The organism is Anaerobacterium chartisolvens, from assembly GCF_003337415.1.
GTDB classification, from domain to species: Bacteria; Bacillota; Clostridia; order Acetivibrionales; family DSM-27016; genus Anaerobacterium; species Anaerobacterium chartisolvens.
This window is the reverse complement of sequence record NZ_QPJT01000005.1, coordinates 58973-84567: the sequence shown is the minus strand read 5'-3', so window position 1 is coordinate 84567 and position 25595 is coordinate 58973. Positions and strand designations below refer to the sequence as shown.

Annotated in this window: 24 protein-coding genes; 10 read left to right on the top strand and 14 right to left on the bottom strand. The window is 43.2% G+C overall.

What is annotated here, in order from left to right:
* The first annotated feature begins 227 nt into the window (after positions 1 to 227).
* The 7 genes from argB to DFR58_RS05785 all read left to right on the top strand — a co-directional run bounded on the left by argB (position 228) and on the right by DFR58_RS05785 (position 8099).
* A complete protein-coding gene (gene argB, locus DFR58_RS05810; protein WP_114296984.1) occupies positions 228 to 1130 on the top strand; it encodes an acetylglutamate kinase in 903 nt (300 codons plus the stop codon).
* Between the two features lie 303 nt (positions 1131 to 1433).
* Positions 1434 to 2093 carry a PilZ domain-containing protein gene (locus DFR58_RS05805; protein WP_114296869.1) on the top strand — a complete coding sequence of 220 codons (660 nt, stop codon included), beginning with the start codon at positions 1434 to 1436 and terminating at the stop codon, positions 2091 to 2093.
* Positions 2094 to 2186: 93 nt separating this feature from the next.
* Positions 2187 to 2336, top strand: coding sequence for a hypothetical protein (locus tag DFR58_RS22140; protein ID WP_207659137.1), 150 nt, complete (start codon positions 2187 to 2189; stop codon positions 2334 to 2336).
* Positions 2337 to 2373: 37 nt separating this feature from the next.
* Entirely contained in the window at positions 2374 to 3435 is a 1062-nt protein-coding gene (gene carA, locus DFR58_RS05800; RefSeq protein WP_114296983.1) for a glutamine-hydrolyzing carbamoyl-phosphate synthase small subunit, read from the top strand.
* Between the two features lies 1 nt (position 3436).
* Positions 3437 to 6646 (top strand): carbamoyl-phosphate synthase (glutamine-hydrolyzing) large subunit, encoded by a 3210-nt coding sequence (gene carB, locus DFR58_RS05795; RefSeq protein ID WP_114296868.1) that lies wholly within the window; start codon positions 3437 to 3439, stop codon positions 6644 to 6646.
* A gap of 33 nt (positions 6647 to 6679) precedes the next feature.
* Entirely contained in the window at positions 6680 to 7603 is a 924-nt protein-coding gene (gene argF, locus DFR58_RS05790) for an ornithine carbamoyltransferase (RefSeq protein WP_114296867.1), read from the top strand.
* A gap of 10 nt (positions 7604 to 7613) precedes the next feature.
* Positions 7614 to 8099 (top strand): GNAT family N-acetyltransferase, encoded by a 486-nt coding sequence (locus tag DFR58_RS05785; protein ID WP_114296866.1) that lies wholly within the window; start codon positions 7614 to 7616, stop codon positions 8097 to 8099.
* Between the two features lie 46 nt (positions 8100 to 8145).
* Here the strand turns inward: DFR58_RS05785 and DFR58_RS05780 are convergent, their stop codons facing one another.
* Positions 8146 to 8781, bottom strand: coding sequence for an HD-GYP domain-containing protein (locus tag DFR58_RS05780; RefSeq protein ID WP_170138050.1), 636 nt, complete (start codon positions 8779 to 8781; stop codon positions 8146 to 8148).
* 239 nt (positions 8782 to 9020) lie between these two features.
* A complete protein-coding gene (locus tag DFR58_RS05775; protein WP_114296865.1) occupies positions 9021 to 9965 on the bottom strand; it encodes an Rpn family recombination-promoting nuclease/putative transposase in 945 nt (314 codons plus the stop codon).
* Between the two features lie 397 nt (positions 9966 to 10362).
* Here DFR58_RS05775 and DFR58_RS05770 point away from each other — a divergent pair, with 397 nt between their 5' ends.
* Entirely contained in the window at positions 10363 to 11310 is a 948-nt protein-coding gene (locus tag DFR58_RS05770) for a hypothetical protein (protein WP_114296864.1), read from the top strand.
* Between the two features lie 9 nt (positions 11311 to 11319).
* The gene (locus DFR58_RS22470) at positions 11320 to 11445 is read left to right on the top strand and encodes a cyclic lactone autoinducer peptide (RefSeq protein ID WP_341457388.1); all 126 of its coding nucleotides are present in this window, start codon (positions 11320 to 11322) and stop codon (positions 11443 to 11445) included.
* A gap of 198 nt (positions 11446 to 11643) precedes the next feature.
* Here DFR58_RS22470 and DFR58_RS05760 read toward each other — a convergent pair whose 3' ends face one another.
* The 3 genes from DFR58_RS05760 to DFR58_RS05750 form a co-directional block, all read right to left on the bottom strand.
* Entirely contained in the window at positions 11644 to 11991 is a 348-nt protein-coding gene (locus tag DFR58_RS05760) for a helix-turn-helix domain-containing protein (RefSeq protein ID WP_170138049.1), read from the bottom strand.
* Between the two features lie 176 nt (positions 11992 to 12167).
* Positions 12168 to 13211 (bottom strand): zinc-dependent alcohol dehydrogenase, encoded by a 1044-nt coding sequence (locus tag DFR58_RS05755; RefSeq protein ID WP_114296861.1) that lies wholly within the window; start codon positions 13209 to 13211, stop codon positions 12168 to 12170.
* Between the two features lie 108 nt (positions 13212 to 13319).
* A complete protein-coding gene (locus DFR58_RS05750; protein WP_114296860.1) occupies positions 13320 to 14279 on the bottom strand; it encodes a D-2-hydroxyacid dehydrogenase in 960 nt (319 codons plus the stop codon).
* Between the two features lie 569 nt (positions 14280 to 14848).
* On the opposite strand from DFR58_RS05750, the gene DFR58_RS05745 reads away from it, so the two are divergent.
* On the top strand, positions 14849 to 16027 hold the full coding sequence (locus DFR58_RS05745; protein ID WP_114296859.1) for a sensor histidine kinase: 1179 nt from the start codon (positions 14849 to 14851) through the stop codon (positions 16025 to 16027).
* 50 nt (positions 16028 to 16077) lie between these two features.
* On the opposite strand, the gene DFR58_RS05740 is transcribed toward DFR58_RS05745, so the two are convergent.
* The 9 genes from DFR58_RS05740 to DFR58_RS05700 all read right to left on the bottom strand — a co-directional run bounded on the left by DFR58_RS05740 (position 16078) and on the right by DFR58_RS05700 (position 25580).
* Positions 16078 to 16467 (bottom strand): CoA-binding protein, encoded by a 390-nt coding sequence (locus DFR58_RS05740; protein ID WP_479722725.1) that lies wholly within the window; start codon positions 16465 to 16467, stop codon positions 16078 to 16080.
* A gap of 30 nt (positions 16468 to 16497) precedes the next feature.
* Entirely contained in the window at positions 16498 to 17148 is a 651-nt protein-coding gene (locus DFR58_RS05735; protein WP_114296858.1) for a YigZ family protein, read from the bottom strand.
* A gap of 107 nt (positions 17149 to 17255) precedes the next feature.
* The gene (locus tag DFR58_RS05730) at positions 17256 to 17669 is read right to left on the bottom strand and encodes an NUDIX hydrolase (protein WP_114296857.1); all 414 of its coding nucleotides are present in this window, start codon (positions 17667 to 17669) and stop codon (positions 17256 to 17258) included.
* 165 nt (positions 17670 to 17834) lie between these two features.
* On the bottom strand, positions 17835 to 19649 hold the full coding sequence (hflX, locus tag DFR58_RS05725) for a GTPase HflX (RefSeq protein WP_341457387.1): 1815 nt from the start codon (positions 19647 to 19649) through the stop codon (positions 17835 to 17837).
* Positions 19650 to 19681: 32 nt separating this feature from the next.
* Complete coding sequence (locus DFR58_RS05720) at positions 19682 to 22186, bottom strand: U32 family peptidase (RefSeq protein ID WP_114296856.1); 2505 nt, start codon at positions 22184 to 22186, stop codon at positions 19682 to 19684.
* Positions 22179 to 23066, bottom strand: a complete 888-nt coding sequence (locus DFR58_RS05715) for a peptidase (RefSeq protein WP_114296855.1) — start codon at positions 23064 to 23066, stop codon at positions 22179 to 22181. The genes DFR58_RS05720 and DFR58_RS05715 overlap by 8 nt, the downstream gene beginning before the upstream one ends.
* Positions 23067 to 23072: 6 nt before the next feature.
* Positions 23073 to 23492 carry a hypothetical protein gene (locus DFR58_RS05710; protein ID WP_114296854.1) on the bottom strand — a complete coding sequence of 140 codons (420 nt, stop codon included), beginning with the start codon at positions 23490 to 23492 and terminating at the stop codon, positions 23073 to 23075.
* A gap of 55 nt (positions 23493 to 23547) precedes the next feature.
* Positions 23548 to 24147: a cell division protein ZapA gene (zapA, locus tag DFR58_RS05705; RefSeq protein WP_341457386.1), complete on the bottom strand. Its 600-nt coding sequence runs from the start codon at positions 24145 to 24147 to the stop codon at positions 23548 to 23550.
* Positions 24147 to 25580, bottom strand: coding sequence for a flotillin family protein (locus DFR58_RS05700; protein WP_242987408.1), 1434 nt, complete (start codon positions 25578 to 25580; stop codon positions 24147 to 24149). Before DFR58_RS05700 ends, zapA begins: the two co-directional genes overlap by 1 nt.
* Positions 25581 to 25595: the final 15 nt, after the last annotated feature.

The following is a 25595-nucleotide window of genomic DNA, read 5'->3' as shown; positions in this document are numbered from 1 at the left end:
AAAGATTTTACAAACATAGAGGATATAATTGCTTATAGAAATTTTTAACTACAACGAAAAGACGCCTTGCGGGGAAATGTCTCACGGGTATGTCATCAGGCACTTTTCTTAGATGTATTCCTTACGGGTGAAAAAAAATTTCTTCCAGCAAACTATATCCCCCATGTAAAATCTTTATTGCTAAATATATAGTCCAATTTATGAGGAGGATAACACATATGTCGGCTATGGAAAATATAATAAAGAAGGCAGAGGTATTAATTGAAGCGCTTCCGTATATTCAAAGGCTTTACGGTAAAACAGTGGTCATAAAGTACGGCGGGAATGCAATGATAAGCGACGACTTAAAAAACTCCGTGATGGAGGATATAACTCTCCTTAAATACATAGGCATGAACCCTGTCATAGTTCACGGAGGCGGTCCGGATATTAACAAAACCCTTGATAGGCTTGATATAAAGAGCAAATTCATAAACGGCCTCAGGGTAACCGACAGTGCAACCATGGAGGTTGCACAGATGGTTCTTGTAGGAAAAACCAATAAGGAAATAGTTTCACTTTTAAACCAGAAGGGCAGTAAGGCAATAGGGCTGTGCGGTATAGACGGCAAGCTTATAGAATGTGAAAAATATAAATCCGGCACGGATGAATCCCAAGGGGATCTTGGCTTTGTGGGCAAAATAACAAACATCAATTCAAAGGTGCTGGAGCTGATAGCAAGGGACGAATATATCCCCGTAGTGGCTCCTATAGGCGTCGGCTCGGCAGGAGAAAGCTATAATATTAATGCCGACACCGTCGCAGGCGAAATAGCCTCCGCCCTGAAGGCAGAAAAGCTTATGCTGCTGACCGATGTAGAGGGGGTTAAAATGTCGGGAGACAGCAATGACATCATTCCCGCGCTGACAGTTAAGGAGGTTCATGACCTTATAGACAAAAAGATAATATGCGGTGGCATGATACCAAAGGTTTTAGGCTGTGTTGACGCTCTTGAAAAGGGTGTGGGTCGTACCCATATAATAGACGGGAGAATCCCTCACTGCATACTTCTTGAAATATTTACGTATAAGGGCATAGGTACTATGATTATGAAGGAAAAAATACTATACCACAGTCAGGAGCAGATATGACGGGACTCTGTGAAATAGTCCAATCCCTCTTTGCTTATTGCCCGCAGAAAATCCGGCCGCTTTTTAAGGACCGGATTTTTTATTAAATTCAAATCTTTTGCAGGAATTTGCAAAATAATGGAGAATTAATATATATATATAACCCTTGGTACCTTACATTTACTAATTATATTATACTGTCTAATGCACTTAAAATATATTGTATTTTCAGAAAAGCATATTTACTTTAAAGCGGCGCTGTTTTTCTATAGTTTTCATGATCTGTATATTATTAACTGTTTTTTTTGACAGGAGGTGTTTGCATTGAACCCGTTTGGAATATCCTCTATTTTAAAGGAAGGGCTTGTAGCCAGCACAAAGCTTGGTTATGATGACACATGGCATCAAAATGTTATTTACAGATGTGTTGAAAACATAATTTGGATATCTCTTCCCCAGTATTATATACAAAATATAATCATGGACGGAAGCAAAATAACCATAAAATATTGCAATGAGTTTTTTGAGTACTTGTTTGAGGGTGTGGCATTCGATATTGTTCCTGATTATCCTGCTCATGTGAAGGTTGTTGTTCATAGTGTCCATGAGATTGTGAACACGAGAAGTGCTCCGAGGTATGATACTTATTTGCCCTCACGCATAAAGTCATGCTGGAAAGAGGCAAAATACTTCTGCATTACCACAAATATATCCTCAGGGGGCGTTGCGTTTACGGCAAAGAATGAGTTTGATTATGGAGAGGATACCGAAATGTGGATATACCTTCCCGATAATCAGATAATAAATGTTCAGGGTAAATTAATAAGAAAATCGGCAAAGAACAAGCTGTTTACCTACAGTATGCAGTTCAGCGATGTCTATGGCATAAACAGCAAGCTCCTTTCAAGCTATCTGGCATATCTGGACAAGAAAAACTCAACCCTCCAGTTCAGCTTCTTTGACACAATTAAAAAGCTGCTGTAGATAAAATTAACATACCAATAGCTTAAGATAAAGTGCTTTATTTAAACTAAAAATAAGGCACTTTATTTTTTTATTGCATTTTTATACATTTCTATGTATAATTATAAGCATCGTATAAGCAATGGTATACTTAAAAAAGCTATATATTGTTTGGCAAGCACTGCCCCCCTCATTGCAATAGAGCCGGACATCGGCAGCATGACAGGGGTGCTGGACAGTGCAATCCATAAGCTGGCAGGTTAACAGTGAAATGAGCAACGATTATAAAAGGAGAGATATAATGAAATCGGTTTTAGTTCTGGAGGACGGAACGTATTTTGCGGGAGAAGGCTTTGGATATAAGGGCGAATCCATAGGAGAGGTGGTTTTTAATACATGCATGACGGGGTATCAGGAAATTTGCACCGATCCGTCCTATAACGGGCAGATTGTAACCATGACCTATCCCCTTATAGGCAATTACGGCTTTAACACATACGATAACGAGTCGTATAAGCCCCACATACAGGGCTTTATTGTAAAGGAGCTTTGCGATTCTCCCAGCAATTGGCGTTCGAGTGTAAGCCCCGAGGATTATTTTATAAAAAACAACATCGTGGGCATTAAGGCAATAGATACAAGGGCATTAACACAGCATATACGAAAATTTGGAAGCATGTACGGTATAATTTCCAGCGAGTGCGGCAACATAGATACTCTTATGGGAAGACTCGCAAAGGAAAGGGAAGCTAAGAGAAATCTTGTTATGGAGGTAACGACAAAAACGGCAGTACACCAGCCGGGAGCGGGCAAAAAGGTGGCTCTTCTGGATTTTGGAGTGAAGCATAACATTATAAGGTCTCTTAAAAGCCGCGGCTGCGATATCCATGTACTGCCCGCCTTCTACTCATATGAGGATATAATGGAGCTTAAGCCCGACGGTATACTTTTATCAAACGGCCCCGGCGATCCTTCCGATCTTCCTTCAGTAAAGGCAACTATACAAAAGCTTCTTGGGAGAAAACCTATTTTAGGCATATGCCTCGGGCACCAGCTTCTCGGGCTGTCACTTGGAGGCAATACCTATAAGCTTAAATTTGGCCACCACGGGGGAAACCACCCCGTAAAGGATTATATTACCGGGCGCTGCTATATAACCTCTCAGAACCACAATTATGCGCTTAGGGAGGATTTCAGCAGCGATGTGCAGATAACCCATTTAAATGTAAATGACGGAACCGTGGAAGGCTTCAGGCATAAAAACATGCCTGTAATAAGTGTGCAGTACCACCCCGAAGCCGCTCCGGGTCCTCAGGATTCAGCATATATTTTTGACGATTTCATAAGGCTAATGGAGGGTTGAAATGCCAAAAAGAGATGATATTAACAAGATCCTTGTTATAGGCTCAGGACCTATAATTATCGGTCAGGCAGCAGAATTTGACTATTCAGGGACTCAGGCCTGCAAATCCCTTAGAGAGGAAGGCTATTACGTTGTGCTTGTAAACAGCAATCCGGCCACTATAATGACTGATGCCGGGGTTGCCGACAAGGTGTATATAGAGCCCATTAATCTTGACTTTGTAAAAAAGATAATCCTAAAGGAGCGTCCCGACGGTATTCTGGCGTCTCTTGGCGGGCAAACAGGCCTGAATATGGCGGTAGAGCTTGCAAATGACGGCATACTCGACGAAATGGGTATAGAGCTTTTGGGAACCTCCCTGCAATCTATAAAAAAGGCCGAGGACAGAGAGCTTTTTAAACTGACCATGCAGGAAATAGACGAAAAGGTGCCGCACAGCACCATCGTAACCAGCCTTGCTGATGCGGTGGCTTTCGCCGAAAAGGTGGGTTTTCCGATAATTATACGCCCCGCCTATACCCTTGGAGGCACGGGCGGAGGAATTGCTTCGGACATGGACGAATTTAAGTATATATGCGGCAAGGGCCTCAAGCTGAGCATGATAGGCCAGGTATTGATTGAGCAGAGCGTGGCGGGCTGGAAGGAAATTGAGTATGAGGTTATGAGGGACAACGCCGACAACTGCATTATTATATGCAATATGGAAAATTTCGACCCTGTCGGTGTGCATACCGGCGACAGTATAGTCGTGGCCCCAAGCCAGACATTGTCTGATATTGAATACCAGATGCTTCGTTCAGCTTCAATAAAAATAATCCGTGCTCTGGATATTAAAGGCGGCTGCAATATTCAGTTTGCTCTTAACCCCTCAAGCATGGAATACGTTGTTATAGAGGTAAATCCAAGAGTAAGCCGTTCAAGTGCTCTGGCCTCAAAGGCAACAGGCTACCCCATAGCACGGGTTGCGGCAAAAATTGCGGTGGGGCTTAATCTGGACGAAATTAGAAATTCCGTTACCCGCAGCACCTACGCCTGCTTTGAGCCTGCCCTCGACTACATCGTAACCAAGGTGCCCAGATGGCCCTTTGATAAATTTACCACGGCAGACAGGAGCCTTGGCACCCAGATGAAGGCCACTGGCGAGGTTATGGCCATAGGCAGAACATTTGAAGAGTCTCTTTTAAAGGCCATAGATTCACTGGATATAAAATTCAACTACCAGCTCGGCTTAAGCCTTTTTGAAAACAAGACGGTGGATGAGCTGATGGAGTTTATACGACAGGCAAATGACCAGAGAATATTTGCGATATGCAAGGCACTTCAGAAGGGTGTCACCGCAGGAGAAATAGTAAATATTACAAAGATAGACCAGTTTTTCATAAGGAAGCTCAAAAAAATTGTAAAGCTGGCGGAAGAAATAAAAACCTCTGGCATAGCATGGCTGGACTACGATCTGTACTCAAGGGCAAAGAAAATAGGCTTCGGCGATTCCTATATTGCCAATCTGGCTAATGTGCCTCTGGAAAAAATACTTGAGCTGAGGGATAAATTCCCGGTAAACCCCGTTTATAAAATAGTTGACACCTGCGCGGGAGAGTTCGAGGCCGTCACTCCCTATTATTATTCAACCTATGAGGAACGGGATGACGTTACGGTATCGGATAACCAAAAGGTGCTTGTCATAGGCTCAGGCCCCATAAGAATAGGTCAGGGCATAGAATTTGACTATTGCAGCGTACACTCCGTAAGGGCACTAAAGGAAATGGGACTGGAATCTATAATTATCAACAACAACCCCGAGACTGTCAGCACAGATTTTGATACCTCCGATAAGCTTTACTTTGAGCCGTTGACAAAGGAATGTGTTCTTGACATAATACAGAAGGAAAAACCCGTGGGTATAATTGTTCAGTTCGGAGGCCAGACAGCAATAAATCTTGCGGCAACCCTTCACAATGAGGGTGTAAAAATTCTAGGTACAAGTGTTGAAAGCATAGACATCGCAGAGGACAGGGACAGATTTTTGAAGCTTCTTGAAAAGCTTGATATCCCAATACCTCCCGGAAGCACCGCCTTCTCATTCCAGCAAGCCCGTGAAATAGCAAACGGTATAGGCTACCCGGTGCTTGTCAGGCCCTCATATGTGCTGGGCGGAAGGGCTATGGAAATTGTTTTCAGCGACTCGTCCTTAGAGGAATATATGTCACTTGCGGTTGATATATCCGCAAAGCACCCCGTGCTTATAGACAAGTATATAATGGGCATGGAGCTTGAGGTTGATGGAATATGTGATGGAAAAGAGGTTCTTATCCCCGGCATAATGGAGCATATAGAAAGGGCAGGCGTACACTCGGGAGACAGCATAGCCGTATACCCTCCAAAGACCATAAGCCAGACAGTCAAAAGCACTGTTGCAGATTATACGTCAAGGCTTGCGGAGGCTTTAGAAATCGTGGGGCTTTTTAACATACAGTTTGTGCTTGATGAAAGCGGCAAGGTCTATGTTATAGAGGTTAATCCCAGAGCAAGCCGCACTGTCCCGGTAATGAGCAAAATAACAGGGATCCCCATGGTAAATGTAGCAACCAGGCTCATTATGGGAAGCACCTTAAACGAGCTTGGATATACTCCGGGACTTGCTCCGGAATGTGAATACACTGCTGTTAAGGCCCCTGTGTTTTCCTTTTCCAAGCTTGCCACAGTGGATACGTTCTTAGGCCCCGAGATGAAATCCACAGGAGAGGTAATGGGTGTGGACAGGGATTATCACAGCGCACTCTATAAAGCTTTGGTGGCCTCCGGCTTAAAGATACCTTCAGGCGGAAATGTTCTTCTGTCGGTATCGGACAGGGATAAGGAGGAATGCAGAGTAATTGCCTTAAGGCTTAAGGAGCTTGGCTTTAAGCTTATGGCAACAGAAAACACCTGTGCATACCTTTTAGCTTCGGGCGTTGACGCCGCTCTGGTTCCGCACAGTAAAATACAGGACTATATAAAAAATGACAGTATACAATTTATAATAAATACCCCGTCGAAGGGCAAGATACCGTCAAGGCAGGGCTTCCTTCTCAGAAGGACAGCCATAGAATACAATGTTCCGTGTATTACGTCGTTTGATACAGTAAATGCGGTGCTGCAGGTAATAGAGCGCATAATAAGCCGTGGTGAAACGGAGATATATTCTCTGGATCAGTATTCGCATTATAAATAGAGATGCATAACTTAAATTTGGAGGTTAACCGATATGAAGCATTTAATAAGCCTTTATGACTTAACATTGGAAGATTTTGAGGAAATATTTAATTTGTCCGAAAGACTGAAAAAAGAGGTCAAAGCGGGCATACAGCACCATCTTCTGAATGGCAAAACCTTAGGCATGATTTTTACAAAATCCTCTACCCGGACTAGAGTCTCTTTTGAAGTGGGAATGTATCAACTTGGGGGCTATCCCCTGTTTTTAAGCTCAAATGATATACAGCTAGGCAGAGGGGAAACTATTTACGACACCGCACAGGTACTGTCCCGCTTTATAGACGGCATAATGATAAGAACCTTTGACCACAAGGACGTAGAAGATCTCGCCAAATACGGCAACATCCCTGTTATAAACGGCCTCACAGATTTGATGCATCCGTGCCAGATACTTGCAGATCTTTTTACGGTGTATGAGAAAAAAGGCACCCTAAAGGGTCTCAAAATGGCATACGTCGGAGATGGAAACAATGTTGCCAACTCACTCCTTCACGGCTGTGCCAAGGTAGGAATGGACATTGCCGTTGCCGCTCCCAAAGGCTATGAATGTGACAAGGAAATAATTGTTCAGGCAAAGGAGGCTGCAAAGCTGTCCGGGTGTGAAATAATTCTCACCGAGGACCCTAATGAGGCTGTGAAAAATGCTGATGTAATATACACCGATACATGGGTCAGTATGGGTCAGGAAGCAGAGAAGGAAAAGAGGACAAAAATATTCATGCCGTATCAGGTGAACAAGGAATTATTCTCACTGGCAAAAGAGGATGCAATATTTCTTCACTGTCTGCCTGCATACAGAGGCTATGAGGTTACCGAGGAAATAATCGACGGGCCTCAGTCTGCTATATTTGACGAGGCGGAAAACAGGATGCATGTACAAAAGGCTATTATGGCTTTATTAATGGCTGAAAAGTAGGAGTATTTTTATGAACTATTCATTTATAATAAGGCGGGCAGAGTTGCAGGACGCAGAAGCAGTTAAAGGTATTCTGCAGCAGTCATTCAAAAAGTATATGTCCGATACCGGACTTACTGGAACCATGGAAGCACTGGAGGAGTCCGTTGAGTCCATAACAGATGCAATAGACGGAAGCTTGGTATATATAGCGTTTATAGACAGCGTGCCTGTAGGAACTATAAGGATAAATATTCTGCCGGACGGTACTGCTTATATAAGCAGGTTTGGAGTAAACTTAAATTATCATAACATAGGCATCGGTAAATCGCTGATGAATCTCGCAGACAAGGTTTTGGAGGCTAAGGGAGTAAAAAAGGCCTGTCTTCATACCGCTTCAAAGTACAGGGATCTGGTGCGCTTTTACTATGGAAGAGGCTTTTACATTGATTCCACCTCGAAGGACAGGGGATATGTCAGAGCCTTAATGGTTAAGGAGTATCAGCTTAAAAAATAATGAGTACAGACTTGCAGCCCCACAAAGGTTGCAAGTCTGTACTCCCTCATACCCCTTCGATCGCAAGTCCCTTCTCCCTCTCTTTTTCCTTCCATTTCCTCCACAGCCTTTCGGCAGCCTCAACAACCATAGGATCAAACTGAGTCCCCTTATTTGCCACAATCTCATCCATGCATTTTTCCCACGACATGGCTTCCCTGTACGGTCTCTGGGAGGTCATGGCATCTATGGAGTCGGCCACCGAAATAATTCTCGAGCCCAGAGGTATCTTGTCCCCTTTGATTCCATGTGTATAGCCCTTCCCGTCCCAACGCTCATGGTGATAGAGTACAATACGCGCTATGTGTATCAATCCCTTTGACTTGCTTAAAATATTATAGCCTATTTCAGGGTGCATCTGAATCTGGGCCCATTCATCAGGAAGCAGCCTTCCCTTTTTATTCAATACGTCGTCCGGTACACCCAGCTTGCCTATATCATGCAAATGTGCGGCAAGATGCACAGTTTCAAGCTTAAGACCCCTTAAGCCTATTGCTTTTCCCAGATCGGAGCTCATATCCGCTACTCTTAGCGAATGTCCACTTGTATATGCGTCTCTAGCCTCCAATGCGGCTACAAGGCACTCAATAGCCTCATGGAAAGCAGCTTTTCCTACCAGTCTGTTCATTAAATAAAAAAACATCAGCAAATCCTCTTCTAAACGTCTTTCCCCTGTAATAGAGTTGCAAATTTTTACCTTATGTTATAATTATATTTTTATTGATAATGATTGTCAACATCGCAGTTGGAATAGTGTGTCCGACAAAAGCTCCTAGTGAAAAAATTTGCCCCCAAGCACTTGTGCCTGGAGGCTTTTGGAACGCCACAGGGGGGCGTTCCCTACGGCCTTTGTTATATCCTAACCAGCGTTTTTTTAGCCGCCTACTTTATATTCTGAACCTCTTCCTCTGTAAGCCCTGTGACTCTGGCTATGTCCGAAGTCTTCATACCCATGCTGCGAAGATTCTTAACTATGCCTGTTGTTGCTTGCAGAGCACCTTCCTGCTTGCCTTCCTTTCTGCCTTTCTCTATGCCTTTCTCTATGCCTTTCTCTATGCCTTTCTCTATGCCCTCTTTCATACCCTCGTCCCTTGCAACCTTCTCCCTTGTTCTCTGATCCATAAGCCAGAGCTGCCTTGACTCATACTCCAGCCTCTTTTGCTCGTCATTGCTTATAACCTGCAGATAATTGAACGCATCCCTTATAGTCTCATTCGTCTCAGCCATAATCTCCATCTCTCCCTTCGTCCTTGCACCTATAAACCTCATCCAGTCTATAGACGGGTCATTTATATCCGTTATCCCCGTCCCCTCCCTTACCTTCTTAAGCTCACAGAAATGCACCTCAACCGCATCCGTCAGCCTGTGCCCCGTCTCATCCTCATTTAAGTGGTATACCGTATGCATCTTCCTTACAGGCAAAAATTCATAGTCTACTATATTTATCGCTATGCACTTCTTAAGAGCATGAAAGGTTTCTCCCTCTTTTACCTGCGTAGTGTACATCTTGCCCAAATAGTACAGCGTCCTCTCAGCCATAAACACCGACGGCAGCACCTGTATCTCTATATCCACCTGCTTCCCCCCGGAAAACCTCGCACGTATATCAAGTATACCCTTTTTGTCCTCCTCGAACATCCTCGGCAGCTCGGTGTTGATAATTTCTATCCCTTTAAACTCCTTCTCAGGCAGCCTCAGTATGGCACTTAGCAGCGATATGAGCCTTTCCTTATGCTTAATGTCTCCAAACAAAAGCTTGAAAACAAAGTCCACAACAGGCAGCATTATAAAGTCGCTGTCTTGTGCTGCCTTTGTATGCTTAGACATATGCTATCCCCTTTCGCAGCCTTCAATATACTATTATTTTACCAAAAATTTTAATGGATTAACATAGATTTGCTTCTAAAATATGCGATCAATAATGTGTAAGGATATTAATATGCACATGTGAAGCGTTATGTAAGTAAGTAAATAATTAATGTATGTCTTTTTATCTTATATTTTACAGAAATATATTGACAAGCACAGAATATTCCGATATTTTTATTAAGAGTATTATTTTAGGAAATATTTTTTTAAATAAGCATTTATAGTTAAACTGCATAAATATTTGCATTTGTAATTGTATTGTGCATAATAATTCTAAATTCAGCAAATTACAGATACACGCATAAATTCAATGAATGCTTTTATTGACTAAAGACAAGCAAGGGGGATAAATGCTATGTTTGGGGATTTTATGGCTTTGGATGTTATACAGAAAGTGTTGCTGAGTACTGTGCTTGTGTCAATTCCCGAGGAGATTTTTGTTTTTATGACAACCCTTATACTTATGGGTGAGTTTGACTATTGGAAAGAGGATGAGTGCGACAGGCTTTTTGAGAAATGGGATTATGTAAGAGTTTTTGTGCCCGCTGTAATATGTGCTCTTTTATCCAATATACTCCGCTATGCTGGTGTAGATTCAGGCATAATAACTATAGCAATGATTGCTACAGGGCTGATTCTCATGGTATTGACAGGTGACTTATGGGATGATGCAAAGGTTATGAGATGGATTGGAAAGGCTGCTTTATATCTGTTAATTGTTGTATTAGCAATAGGTATCATTGACTTTTTATCAATCCCTTTTGTTATATATGCTACAGGAAAAACTCTTCATGAAATACAAAATAATATTTTTCTTTTTTTTATGTTATGCCTAACGTCAAGAGTCATAGAATACACTATTCTTGTATTTCTTATAGCTAAAAAAAGAACCCTCTTAAAAGCCAATATAATAAATATAGTTTTTGAAAGCAAAATACTTACTACACTTTCTTTTTTAGTTTTAACCTGTAATTTTGCATTATTAATGATTATGGTAAGGATCATAGGGTATGAAAAAGCTCTTGAAAGCATGTCCTTTGATTTAAGACTGTTGGTTATTATGGCAACATGTATATTACCTGTATTAAACATCTCTCTTTTCTTTTGGAGCATATATTATGTTAAAAATAGGGAAGTCCAAAAGCAGAAGAATCTAGCGGAAAAATTGGATGATTTAACCAAAGAAATAAAATTATGTACAAACAGTGACTTTTATGATAACATCAAATGGAAATTAACATCGGTACAAAAGGACATGGAAGATATATCTTTAAATCTCTACCATACGCCTGAAAATAATTAAAAAGGAGCAATGATTGTTATGAAGAAGCTGCTTTACGTCCTAGCTGGTTTACTGAGCCTGTTTGCAATGATATCGTCCTCTGCGGCATGTTGGTGGATGGCTTACCAGCCAAAAGTCCCCAAAAGCTTGAAGTAGGCAGTACAGCCGCGAAAGCAAAGAAGAGGCCCTCTTTAAAGAGGGCCTCTTCTTGTAGGTTCTTTCACTCACGGCAGCATTTCTGCCTGAAGTACTGTACTTTTATAGTAAAGATTTTCGATCCACAGCAAAGGAGGCGGTTGTCCGCCTCCTTTGCTGTTCTCAATATCACATATTGGAGAGGTTGACTTTTTCCCGCTATCCCGCACATTCCGCTTCTTCCTTTGCGGCAGCACCTGCTTTTACGCCTCTTGCCTTTCTCAAATGTCTTACATTTTCCGGCTTCTCTGCAGGCATGTCCGCTTCCTCCGGCACGTGCCCGTGATTATAAACCCGTTCCTCGGAATAGCCTATGAGAAAATCCACGGTGACATTAAAATAGCCTGCCATTTCCTTTAAGCTCGCCAGAGTAGGCTCACGCTTGTCATTTATGTACCCGCTGAGCGTAGACAGCTTAACCCCCAAGGCCTCACCTATTTCCTTCTGCTTCATTTCTTTCTCTTTAATCAGTAGACGCAGTCTCTGTCCCAATGTAACCGAATTCATAATGCGCACTTCCATTCCTCATTATTTTGTCATTTATAACAATATTATAGTCTCAAAATATGGCAATTGTCAAATATTTTGTAATCTTATATCATCAAAGAAATTTTTTTTAATTCTTATGTTCACTCTTATTATTTGCAAATATGAATGCTAAAACGCAAATTAACACAACAGCTTTAAGGCCTGATGACAATTTTTATAACATTCTCATCCCTTTTTTCAAACATATCAACCGCCCTTTCAATTTCATTCAGACCCATACGGTGCGTGATAAGCGGAAGCAAATCAAGCTGTCCGCTTTCTATAAGCGTCATAAGCCTTTTAATATTTCCCGTATCGGCCAGACCCATATTAATATTTATGTTGCTGTAAAATACTTCATGCAGGGGTATTGATACCGGCATTCCCGATATTCCGACAAGCGAAACAGTTCCATTGATTTTCACCCCACGCACCGCTTGCTGTATGGCAGCCTCAGAGCCCGAGGCCTCAATAGCTGCGTCAGCCCCCCGTCCTTCCGTCAGCTCGCGTATTGACGTCACCGGCTCCTGACATGAGGCGCAAATTATGTCTGTTGCCCCAAGCCTTTTTGCCATTTCAAGCCTGAAGCTATCCGCCCTTCCCACAGCTATAACCCTTGACGCACCCGACAGCCTCGCGCAGGCTATGGCACATAATCCGACAGGCCCAGCCCCGAATACCGCCACGGTATCCCCAGGCTTTATCCCCGCTCTTTCAACGGCAGAATAACCTGTGGACAGTATATCCGATACAAACATTACCTGTTCATCGGTAAGTGCTTCAGGTATATGAGCAAGACAAGCATCGGCGTGGGGAACTCTTATGTATTCCGCATGAGTCCCCGAAAGCCCGCCCCTCTCTATTCCGCTTCCATGTATTCCGGCATTTAAGCAATGGGTTTTATTACCATCAAGGCAATTTCGACAATGCCCGCAAAACGGTACAGGCGGGCCTGTTACCCTGTCTCCGCGCTTGAAATTCCTCACCTCCCCGCCCACCTGCTCCACAATCCCCACATACTCATGCCCCAGCACATACCCCAGTGTGCTGGGAATACTGCCGCGAATAAGGTGTATATCACTGCCGCATATGGTTGTCAGCGTCACCTTTATTATTACATCGGTTTCACTTTGCAATTCAGGCCGCCGGACCTCCCGAAGCTCATATTTGTTTAATTGGGGAAAATATAATGCTTTCATAATAAACCATTCCTCCTATAACAAAAAATTATTCCAATAATTTGTATCGTATAGAAACATAAAATGGTTAATATGCAAAGCTAAAAAGACATCAAGTCTCCCCTATGCTCACTTATTCACAACATTTATAGGACTGCCTGACAAGAAGGCGGCTAAATTATCAACGGCAATATTCATAAGCCTGATTCTCGATTCCTTCGGAGCCCAGGCAATATGGGGCGTAATAATACAATTTCTGGCCTTCAGCAGAACATTGTCGCTGGGGATAGGCTCAGTGGATACAACATCAACAGCCGCACCTGCAAGCTTCCCTGAATTTAATGCATCGGCGAGATCCTGTTCCACAACCAGCGGCCCTCTTGATGTATTAATCAGCATGGCCCCATCCTTCATTTTTGAAATACTATTTTTATTTATAAGCCCTTGAGTAGAAGGAAACAGGGGACAGTGCAGCGAAACGACATCCGATTCCGCAAACAGCTCATCCAGCGGAACATATTTCATACCGCCATCCTGCATGTCCTCTCTTATACGCTCGTTATACGCCAATATTTTCATGCCCAACGCCTGAGCTATTTTAGCCGTTGCCCGGCCTATTCTTCCAAATCCTATTATTCCCATGGTTTTGCCTGAAAGCTCAATCAATGGGTATTTCCAGTAGCAAAAGTCGGCGCAGTTGCTCCATTCACCACTTTTCACGCTATTGCTGTGATCCCCTATGCGGTGGCAAAGCTCAAGCAGAAGTGCGATGGCAAATTGCGCTACCGCTCCCGTGCTGTATGCGGGAATATTGGTAACAGGTATGCCCTTTAGCCTCGCATATTCGGTGTTCACAACATTATAGCCCGTTGCCAGCACTCCTACAAATTTTATAGATGGACATTTGTCAAATATCTCCTTTGTTATCAGGGTCTTGTTTGTAAATATAATTTCGGCATCTCCTATTTTGTCAACCGTCTCATGGGGAAGTGTTCTGTCATACACCGTCAATTCACCGTGCTTCTCGAATCCGTGCCAGCTAAGATCCCCCGGATTCAGCGCATATCCGTCTAATACAACTATTTTCATAACAAGCCTCGCCCTCCAACCTTATTTAGTCTATTTTAGCACCCGATTTACCTAAAATAATAAGGCTTAATTCTCTGTCAGTCAAGAGCGGCCTGTTCTAAGTGCAAGGTGATTTCACGAAGCCACATCCTGCAAAAACCTTTTTCAAGAGTTTTTTAAAATGTCATTGCAGCATTAATATTTCGTCAGGAAAATCATTTTCAAAATTAAGTTTCCGTATCGCTGCTACACCCCATAAAATCACTCTATCTCTAATATTTTTTATCTCCTCCTATATAAAAAAATTTCCCTTTAAAAATATGCCTCCATTTAATATTAAAATTTCTTTAACCAATTATATTTACTATGGTTGGAAATTTTTTGGGGTTTATAATATCAGGAAATTATATTTACTTATCAGCCTAATTTCTGTAAAATATAAATGGTATTTTATGGAATAAGACTGACTGCTGTATTTTCTCTTTTTATACGCCTTAATTTACATTCGTTAAGTTAATAGTACCTTACGGCATTGCAACGGTGCTACTAATTTATATACAGCTTAAAAGTATTTTATAGGAGTGGTTTATATGCTGAAAAAGTTTAACAATCCCATGGTGCCAAAGCTATTCATTGCCCTGTCATTAAGTGCGTATGTAGCTACCAGGGCAGGTATAATATTCCTCCTTGGCGTGCCTCCGCAAGCTCCTTTATCTTCAGGCCCATACGGCGTGATGGCATTAGGCGGTATGAGCGCGGGCATCCTGCTGTATTTTGCGCTTGACACATTTCCCATAATTCTGGCAATCCTTTTTGCATTCATAGCTGTAAAAAATTTTTCCAGCAGGGCTTTTGCCGAAAGAAATATGTATCTGGAAGATTTGCAGATTAAGCAGTGTGAATTAGATAAGCAGAGGCAGCTTGTCGACAATCTTGTCAGGCTAAACAGAGAAGCCTCTGAATGCTCACAGCTTAAAATTGAATTCTTCTGCAATATATCACATGAGCTTAAGACCCCTTTGAGCGTAATACTAGGGGCAATTCAGCTTATTGACAAGCAGGGAGGGCCTGTTGCTTCGGAAAGAAAAAATTCGGCAAGGCATTTTAAAACAATAAAGCAAAACTGCTACAGGCTGGTAAGGCTTTTAAACAATGTGCTTGACATAACAAGAATTGACTCGGGCTATGTGAAGCTTAACATGTCGAGCTGCAACGTTGTCTACTTAATCGAGGAAATAACACAGTCCATAGTACCCTTCGCAGAGCAGAAGGATTTGACGGTTGAATTCGATACAGAATCGGAGGAAATATTTACCTCTATAGACATTGACAAAATTGAGCGCGTGGTTCTCAACTTGCTGTCAAATGCAATAAAGTTTACGCCTCCCGGCGGAAAGGTATCTGTATCGGTGTCATCCGACTCCGCAAGCAAAAATATGACCATATCGGTAAAAGACACAGGCCCCGGGATACCTTCTCATATGCATGGCGTCATTTTTGAACGCTTCAGGCAGGTCAGCAGTCCCTTTACCGTCGCTTTTGAAGGAAACGGTATAGGCCTGTCGCTTACAAAATCCTTTGTTGAAATTCAAAACGGCAGCATAAGCGTTAACAGTGAGGAGGGAAAAGGCAGCGAGTTTATTATTAAATTACCCATAGTTGCGCTGAATTCAAGCAGCTCTGCCGAATCCCCCAATACTAAAAGCCATAATAAAATAATAGAGGCAATAAATATTGAGTTTTCGGAAATATACTCCGCCGCCTCTTAAGGAGAAAGCACTTTAATAGTGAAACCTTGCAGCCGCAATAAATTTTCATATCAGGGCAATGCCACAAGAACACAAGCCTGAACAGCGTTCAGACCCTTTTCATTTATCGCAGCCATAAGCTCATTGTTATAGGTTCCGGGCTGAAGCCATATGTTTTTTATTCCCAGGCTTGCCGCTTCGTCTATGACGGCTATTCCTTTTGCGGGAGAAACCACCATGTCGATAACCTCCGGCATTTCAGGGAGGGAGGATAAGTCCTTATAGCACCTGTCGCCGTCTATTTCGTTATAATTGGGGCTTACGGGGTATACCCTGTAGCCCTTTAGCTTCAGCCTCTTGTATATCTTATAGCCAAACTTGTCGGTATTTTCAGTGGCTCCCACTACAGCCCATACCTTTTTGCCCAGCATGATTTCTTCCTGCATGATTTCTTCCTGCATGATTGCATCCTCCAATACTCTTTTAGTTATTTACTTTATTACGCTTCCGTCCATATCCGTCGAGACATACAGCACTTCCCCTGCCTGAGCAACGGCTCTTGCGTTTGTCAGCTCGTCCAGCTCTCCAATGACCCTCTCGGCATCGTCCTGTGGAACACTCAATATTATTTCCACATCCTCGGAATAAATTACATCCCTGATAATATACCCCTTTGAAGAAACAAAATTGCGTATCCTCCCAAAAAGAGTATACTCCGTGATTATGTTTACAGTTCTGCAAAGCTGCCGTCTTATTATCCCCGCCGCCTCTATCCCCATAGCCGCACTTTTTCCATAGGCCCTTATTAATCCCGCGGCTCCCAGCAGCGTTCCCCCAAAGTACCTTGTAACCACTACCGCGAGGTTTTGAAGCTCCATCCTTTTAATGACCTCCATTACAGGCATTCCTGCCGTCCCCGAAGGCTCTCCGTCGTCGCTGAACCTCTGTACGGTATTGTTACCCCCAATGCAGTATGCATAAACATTGTGCGACGCATCCCAGTATTTTGATTTAAGTGAATTTATAAATCCGAGTGCTTCCTCCTCCGTACCGGCAGGAGATACAGACGCAATAAATTTTGACTTTTTCTCTTCATATTCCGAAGACGCTGTGCTTAAAACAGTTTTATATTCCTTTTGCATTAATTACGCTCCTTAATAAAACAAATGGCAGCCGACACATTTCAGCTGCCATTTGTGCTAGTACCGTGAAAATACTCTCGCATATAATTGGCCTTGCCTTGACAATTTTAAGCCAGCTCTTTCATTTTGTCAAAGCATAAGCTCAAAAGGGATCTGTCCTGGCTGTAAGTAATACGCCTCAACGCATCCTCTTGGCTAAAGAACCCTCCGTCGGTAACATTTGCACTTTTATTCAATTCACATTCTTCACTGGAGGACTTCATAATATACCAGGTTACCTTGTTACAGACCGGTCTATGACGTGTTACAGAAAAGAACTCGTAATCTGTTCTTCCCGCAGTAGATACTATTTCCGCTTTTACTCCGGCTTCCTCTCTTACTCTTTTAAGAGCTACTTCATTAGCCAAATCACCATTTCTGATAATTCCTTTAGGAAGAATCCACTCACCCTTTTCATTTTTTAGGAGCAATACCTTTCCGCCGTAAAAAACCACACCACCCGCACAGTTTCTGACCAGCATACGAAAAACCCCTTTCACATATTAATTTTGCACCCTATAAACAATATATCATGTTGTAAAACCTATATTTAAACTGTAATACCTAAGCTAAGGCTTATATTATTATAATACCTCATTCTTTGATATTATACAATTTTAATTAAGGTTTTATTACTTAATTCACCTCTATTTTCCCACTAAATACTCCCTTATTTTATTAACATTTGACGTTTTAATAATAGCGTTAATTAATATCCCATTTTCTTCATATTTTTGGGCGACAACCCTTCCGTTCTCATGTACAAAAGGCAATATCCAACCCTCACTATATGGCGCAAGTATTTTTATCTCAGTCTGTTCTTTGGGAAATATTCGGGAAATATTCTCTTTAAGCTTATCTATTCCCTGTCCCGTTAACGCTGATACCTCAAGTGCCCCGGCTTTAAAGCCAGATATCGGAGGCCGTTCCTTTCCATCGGCCAGATCGGCCTTGTTCAGCACCTCTATAACAGGCTTATTCATGGCACCCAGACTGTCTAAAAGCTCGTTTACCACACTTATCTGCACCTCTGCCTCGCTTGAAGAGATATCTATGACATGTATCAGGGCATCGGCGTAAACAGCCTCCTCAAGTGTTGATTTAAACGCCTCAACAAGCTCATGAGGCAGCTTTCTTATAAACCCGACGGTATCTATAAGCATTGCCTCCCTGCCATCTTCAAGCTTAAGTCTTCTAACAGTGGGATCTAACGTTGCAAACAGCTTATCTTCCGCAAAAACCTGAGCATCACAAAGCTTATTCATAAGAGTTGACTTGCCTGCATTAGTGTATCCCACAAGGGCAATCGTAGAATGTGCATCCTTCTTCCTGCTTTCTCTAAGCATTTCTCTTCTTTTGCCTATTTCCTTAAGCTCCCTTTCAATGCTTCGCATTCTCCTTCCGATATGCCTTCTGTCAGTTTCAAGCTTTTTCTCACCTGGCCCTCTGGTTCCTATTCCCCCTCCCAGTCTGGACAGCACGGTACCAAGCCCTGTAAGCCTGGGAAGCCTATACTTAAGCTGTGCAAGCTCCACCTGCAGCTTCCCTTCCCTTGAGCGGGCTCTCTGTGCAAAAATATCCAATATGAGCACCGTTCTGTCAATAACCTTCACTCCTGTAGTATTTTCCAAATTTCTCACCTGAGCGCCTGAAAGAGCATCGTCAAATATAACCATGTTGGCATTTATCGCCTGACGCATAACATTTATGCTCTCTGCCATTCCACTTCCTATATAAAACGCGGAATCGGCAGACGGCCTTTTTTGCAGAATTTTATGAACAACCCTTACTCCTGCGGTATTTGCAAGCTCCTCCAGCTCCTCAAGGGATCTCTGTCCCTCGCTCATTCCGTTAACAAGCCTTCCCTGCAAGGTTTCCAGCCCTACAAGAATAGCCTTTTCCTCCTCATCGCCCATATCATATGCCATATTCCCGAAGGGCTTATCTATATCCCTTATTATCCCAAGAAAAGCCCTAAAGCCATCACTGCTGAGCTCTAAAGGCCCATATACCTGCGCCCTTGCAAATATGCCTGTTTCGTCCCTCTCGGGTAAGGCCGCGTAAATTTCGTTGACTCTGCCCTCCCTGACTCCCAAAGCAACCATTGCGTCAAGCCTCAGCTTTAAAAGAGAGCTTATATCCACCGGAGACAGCCTTGCGTCGCCTCCGGGATGAGTGTGTATGCATCGTATACCAGAGAGCCTCGTCATGTCCCGTCTGGTCTCAAGGTCGGGAATAGAGGCTTTAGCACTATCCCCCACGCTGATATCCACAATACTTCCCCTTCTGTTTATAAAAACCGCAATTTCTCTGTTTATTTTGTCTGTGATATGTGCCAGCTTCTCCGCGAGCTCATAGGGCAAAAAATTATCCGGTGAAATTTCCAGATTATACAGCTGCTCTATTTCATCAATAACGCTCTTTTTAAGCGACTCCACATTTCCCTTCAGTTCGATAAGCAACCACTCCCACTCTATTTATATTGTCCTGTGCCTTAAACTCCTCTGAAATAATGCCCCTTTGTGTATCCTCTTTTCCTTATATCCTCAATTATTCCCTCATACCTCTCTTCTGTGCAGGGCAGCCCCGATGCCTCCGCGCGGAAAAGCTCCGCAAGCTCCCTTACCCTCTGCGGTTCTTCGTCAATAATGTTAAGCCTTGCATAAGCAATCCCAGCCGCCTTGATTTTACTTAATACCTGCGGCACAAAAAGAACGTTAGAGTTGAAAATTGTGCTTATACAGTCTGTCGCGTCACATAGCACAGGAAATTCCATACCCATTCTGTCCCGAAGCCTGTATTCACCCTTAACACACTCGCCCGCACATATTGAGTCAGGGCCGGTATTCCCCGCAATGCTTCCAACCGGGCAGTGTTCACTTATCATCAGCGGAACTCTTCCATATACAAGCACTTCTCTTTCCAGCCCCTCCACATTCCTAAAGCCCTCTATCTGCCTGAGGGTATTTTCATGCGACAGCATCACACTGCTGCATCCTAAGCTGTAAAGCTCCCATGATGTCATGCTGTTGAATACGTTTAATGAATAATCCCCTGCCACCTTAAGGGGTGAATGCTTCTTCACAAGCTCAATAACTCCGAGGTTTCCCGCAAGCACGCCATCCACCCCCATACCCGTGAGCCTGTCTAGGCCGCCGTCAATAAGCCTTTCCCAATTGCCCCTCACCACCGGAGGAATCCATGCGTAAACCTCCTGCCCGCAAGCCCTGCAGGCATCAATTACTTTTTTGGCATTGTTATTTAGCATATACTTAAACGGAAGGTAAATTCTATCAATTCCAAGGGAGGAATAGTCCAATTCTTCCAATATGCGATAAAATAACATAGCAAGCTTGAGCTTACTTATCTTTTTTCTGCTATTTCCCGGGAAATACACGCCATTATCCCATTTATCTCCAAATTCCCCGCGCATTTCGTCATGCTTTGGAACCCTGCGCAGGCTTTCCATCTCTTCAAGAGCTTTGCGCCTTGCCGCATTTATTTCACTTACAGGCAACGTTACGCCATCGTCAAGCTGTAATTCCAGCGTTGAAAACTCAAAGGGCGAGCCTCCCGTCTTACTTAGCTGCTCTATGGCTCTTTCCCTTGTCAATGGCACATTAACGGCGGTCTGCGCCGGAATATTACCCTTAACCTGTACGGTATTTCCTCTTTTGTCTGCCGCCTGAAGCATTAGAGGCATATCCCTTTTTATTACTATTTTACCCTCCAAAAGCACTTTTCTTGCAAACCTTCCCGAAAAAGACTCTCTGGCCTTAACGGCAAGATTTTTGTCTGAGGTTTTATACACCTTATCTCCCTTATGTATTCTCCCCTTAACGCTTCCCAGTTCAGCAAGCTCACCTTTTTGAGCAGTTTTCCTTCTTACGCCTTCAACGCTTATCTCACTTACAACCCCTCCCGGACTTTCATCCTCTCCATTCCATATCTCTATTCCGTCTCCGTTTGACAGATCCTCCTTAAGCCTCAGTCTTATTTTCCTCGATTCCTTATTATAGGAAAAAACCTCTCCCAGATAAATTCCCCAATTTTTGGGCTTTTGATAGGCCATAAGCCCATACCCTGTCCTTCCCTTGAGGTAACCCTGCGAGAAGCCTCCTCTGTTGAAAATCTGAGTTAAGGCACGAAAATCTTCATTATTTGCAAGCGACCCGCCTTCCTCCATACATAATTTTCCATTTTGCGCCATATCTATATATTTCCTGTATATCCCCGTTACAGTAGCGACATATTCGGGACTTTTCATACGACCCTCAATTTTAAGGCATTTAACCCCTGACGGCACAAGGCTTTCCAGCTCATTTACAAGGCATATGTCCTTAGGGCTTAATATATATTTCCCATCCCCAGCAGCCACATCGTTATTTTTAAGCAAGCTGTACGGAAGCCTGCAGGGCTGGGCGCACCTTCCTCTGTTTCCGCTTCTCCCTCCTATGACACTGCTCATGAGACACTGGCCTGAATAGCATATACACAGTGCGCCATGCACAAAAACCTCAACCTCAAGGCAGGTATTTTGGCAAATATACCGTATTTCCTCCAGAGACAATTCCCTTGCCAGCACCACCCTTTTAAAGCCAAGCCTCTCCAAAATGCGCACCCCATGAATGTTATAAACCGTCATTTGAGTACTGGCATGGAGCTTAAGTCCCGGCAGGCTCCTTCTCAATAAGCCTGCAAATCCCAAATCCTGCACAATAATGCCGTCTATCCCCGTAAAAAACGCTTCTTCCGCAAGCCTTAGAGCCTTATCCAGCTCACTGTCCGAAATCAGGGTGTTCATTGCCATATATACCTTTACGTCTCTTACATGTGCATATTCAACCGCATTTTTAAGCTGGCTGCCGTCAAAATTTTCTGCTGACTGTCTGGCATTAAAAAAGGGCCCTCCAAGGTAGACTGCGTCCGCTCCGTTTTCAACGGCAGCTAAAAAAGCATCCCACTCCCCCGCCGGTGCAAGAAGCTCTATTTTATCCATTATTCATTATCTCCTTAAAAATTCCCGTTACGGCAGGGGTTATATCCATAAGAGATTCAATTTTTACTCCAAGTCCCCTATGCATATTTCCCATTATAATTGTAGGAACCTTATTATATGTGTGAGTTTTTACGCTGATATCCTCAATGTTTCCGTGATCACTGGTTATAAATATTATATCCTCATTTAAATCAACCAATCCTGCAAGCTCTCCCAAAAATTCATCGAGCAGCTCAATTTCCTTTATGGCAAGCTCCATATCCATTTTATGCCCTATTATATCGGTCATAAAATGCTCATAAAGAGTAAAGTCATTCTCTCTGCTTATGGAATACAGGCGTTCTGCCGCCTGCCGGGGAGTTATGCGTTCAACGTCATATCCTCTTTCAATCAGCATATGCCCGGTGATATCATGATAAACGCCTCTGCCTGACCTGTAGTCGTCAACCGTCCTGAAGCCCATCCCTGCGACCATTGTCATTACTGACGTAACAGACGGCCTGAGCCTTCTGTCGTGGGGATTAACCATCTTTTGAAGATATTCTGTGGAATACACATTGGAGTTAGTGACCCTTAACCCCATTTTCCCCAATTGCATGAACAGGTTGTTTTTATAAATGATGTTTTTAAGGGTTTCGGTAGGCTGTCCGTTTAAATGCCTCCCCAATATGCGGGGAGCATTTTCCCCGGTAAAAATAGCCGTTTGTCCCGTCGCGCTCTGAGGGAGCCCCTTTACTCCCAGCGTGGCATCGGTGGGAATAACGGTAAAGCGCTCCAGTATGTAATGAATATTAGGGGCTTTAGCAGCATACAAGGGGTTAACGGTTTTGTCCTCTTTTCCCAGTCCCAGCCCATCTATAAATATAAATATCATTCTCATAAAATTTTAGTCCTTATCTTTTTCCTCTGTTTGAGACCCGTTCCCGGAAGAATCGCTGAAGAAAACCCTTGTAATGATGTCCAGAAGATCCACAACACCTTTTATTCTTCCAAGTATGTCCTTTCTAACCGTCTGCGCCGCAGCGGCGATCATTTCTCCCGCCTCTCCAAGCCCATGTATTGCTGTCTCCACCGATTTAAGCTCATCTTTTGCAGTGGTGCTTATTTCGGCTACATTCTTAGATATTACGGGTATGTCCTTTAATGTGCTGTCTATGCATTCCCTGTTTTCCTTAAGCAGCTTCTTCAGCACCTTTATGCTTCCGTTTATATTTCTTATCAACACAATAAGATACACAGATATGACTACTAAAGCAAACAGTGCCGTTATCAGTACCAAATCTCCAAGCCTTATGATCATGTCCATAAATTTCATCCTCCGTTTAAAGTATGTTTAATTCGGGATTTGGATGTATAAGAGGTTATCCTTCTTCATATCCGGACTCCTTTTTTCTGCTTGTCCTCTCCAAAGAAGCTCTGACCTCAGACAATTCCGCCTCCCTTTTTGCAAGCTCAAGCTGCAGGAGCGTATTCCTGCTTATAATATTGGAATTGCTTTCCAAAAGTCTTTCGTTCTCGTGTCTCAATTTTTCCAGTTCCTCACAAGCCCTTTCCAATTCATCCTCAAGCCTTTTCTCATTTTCACGCGATTTAAAAAAATCATCGGCAACATTGACAGCAGCAAGAATTGATGCCATAGATGTACTGAGCAGACTGTTTGACCTTGTTATCTCATTTATCTTCTTATCTATGTACAGACCGACCCTCTGAATATATTCCTCTGCTTCAATGCCCACTAAAGTATAGTCCTTACCGCCTATCCTAATGTGAACCTTATTCTTTCCGGCCAAACAAATCAGCTCCTTTAGAGGCATAGCCCTCTGTATGCTGTTCTTAAAATACACTACAACATAATCATACCATATTATTCTATATTTCAGCAAAAATATTTGTGCCGTATAAAATTTAAGAGGCTGTTTTAAAACAGCCTCTCTGACATTCCATGTATTTCTCAAGCCCACTATTCGACCTCTATCTTTGCCGCCTCCGTCTTATCTCCATGCGCATAGTTTTTAATTATGTCGGTAAGATCTATTCCGGTAAGGCTTTTTACCGTCTCAGGAAGCTGTGCTACAACGCTTGTTATGTCCTTCGTCAGCTTAGAAGCACCCGAATCTCCTATCATTACGATTTTTTCAGTTTTCGACAACGGCTGCGAAATTGCCGAGGCAATGTCGGGAAGCTTTTCAATTACCATTTGAATCATTGCGGCATCATTAAACATCCTGTAGGCCTCAGCTTTTTTTGCCATTGCAGCCGCCTCCGCCTCACCCTTTGCCTTAATAATTTCCGCCTCGGCAAGTCCTGCCGCTCTTATTGCTTCAGCCCTTGCAATACCCTCCGCCTTAATCGCATAGGACTGTCCCTCAGCCTCCTTAGACCTTTTGACTCTCTCCGCCTCGGCATCCACCTCAGTTTTAAACCTGCTGGCTTCCGCGGGCTTCCTTACAATAGCCTCAAGCTCCTTCTCCTTTCTTAACGCCTCCTGCTGCTGAAGCTCTATTTCCTTCTGCTTTTTGACTATCTCAACCTGCATGGCCTCCTTCTGGACTTCCTGCTCTATAACATACTTTTTCTTATCATAGGACAAGTCGGCCTCGGCCTTTTTCTCATTTATAGAAGCCTGATAGTCGGCTACCTTCATTTCCTTATCCCTGTTGGACTCGGCGATTTTTGTTTCGGCAAGATATTTCGCAGTCTGTCCTGCCTGCATTGCCTCCGCGCTCTTTATGTCGGCATCCCTCTTAGCTTCAGCCTGGCCTATGACAGCGTCCCTCTGCACTCTGGCTATCTGTGCCTTACCCAGGCTCTCAAGGTATCCATTCTTATCCGCTATCTCACGTATTGTAAAGGATATTATTTTTAATCCCATGTTGGCAAGATCACCTGCGGCAAGCTCCTGAACCTTCTGTGCGAATGCATCCCTGTTCTGGTTTATTTCCTCCACGGTAAGATTACCCACTATGGATCTCAAATGCCCTTCAAGCGTCTGGGTTGCTATTCTCTTTATCTCTTCCTCCTTTAGGCTTAAGAACTGCTCTGCCGCCGTAGCTATAGCCTCCTGACTGGAATCAATTTTCACCTGCGCTATGCCGTCAACGGTAACCTGTACTCCCTGAGAGGTATATGCACTTGAGTTTACGTCCAGAGGCATAATCCTCAAGGATATAGTCTTTGCTACCTCAAGCACGGGCCATACAAAGGTAGCCCCTCCTCTTACAATTCTGAAGCCCACTACCTGCCCGCCGCTCATTTTCTTCTTTCTTCCGGATACAATTAATGCTTCGTCAGGCCCCACCTTGACATACCTGCTCACAAAAATCGATATCAGTATAAACAGTATAATTACCACGCCGACTCCGGCAAAAATTGAAATTGTTGTCGCCATGTCCATAGTAAAATTACCCCC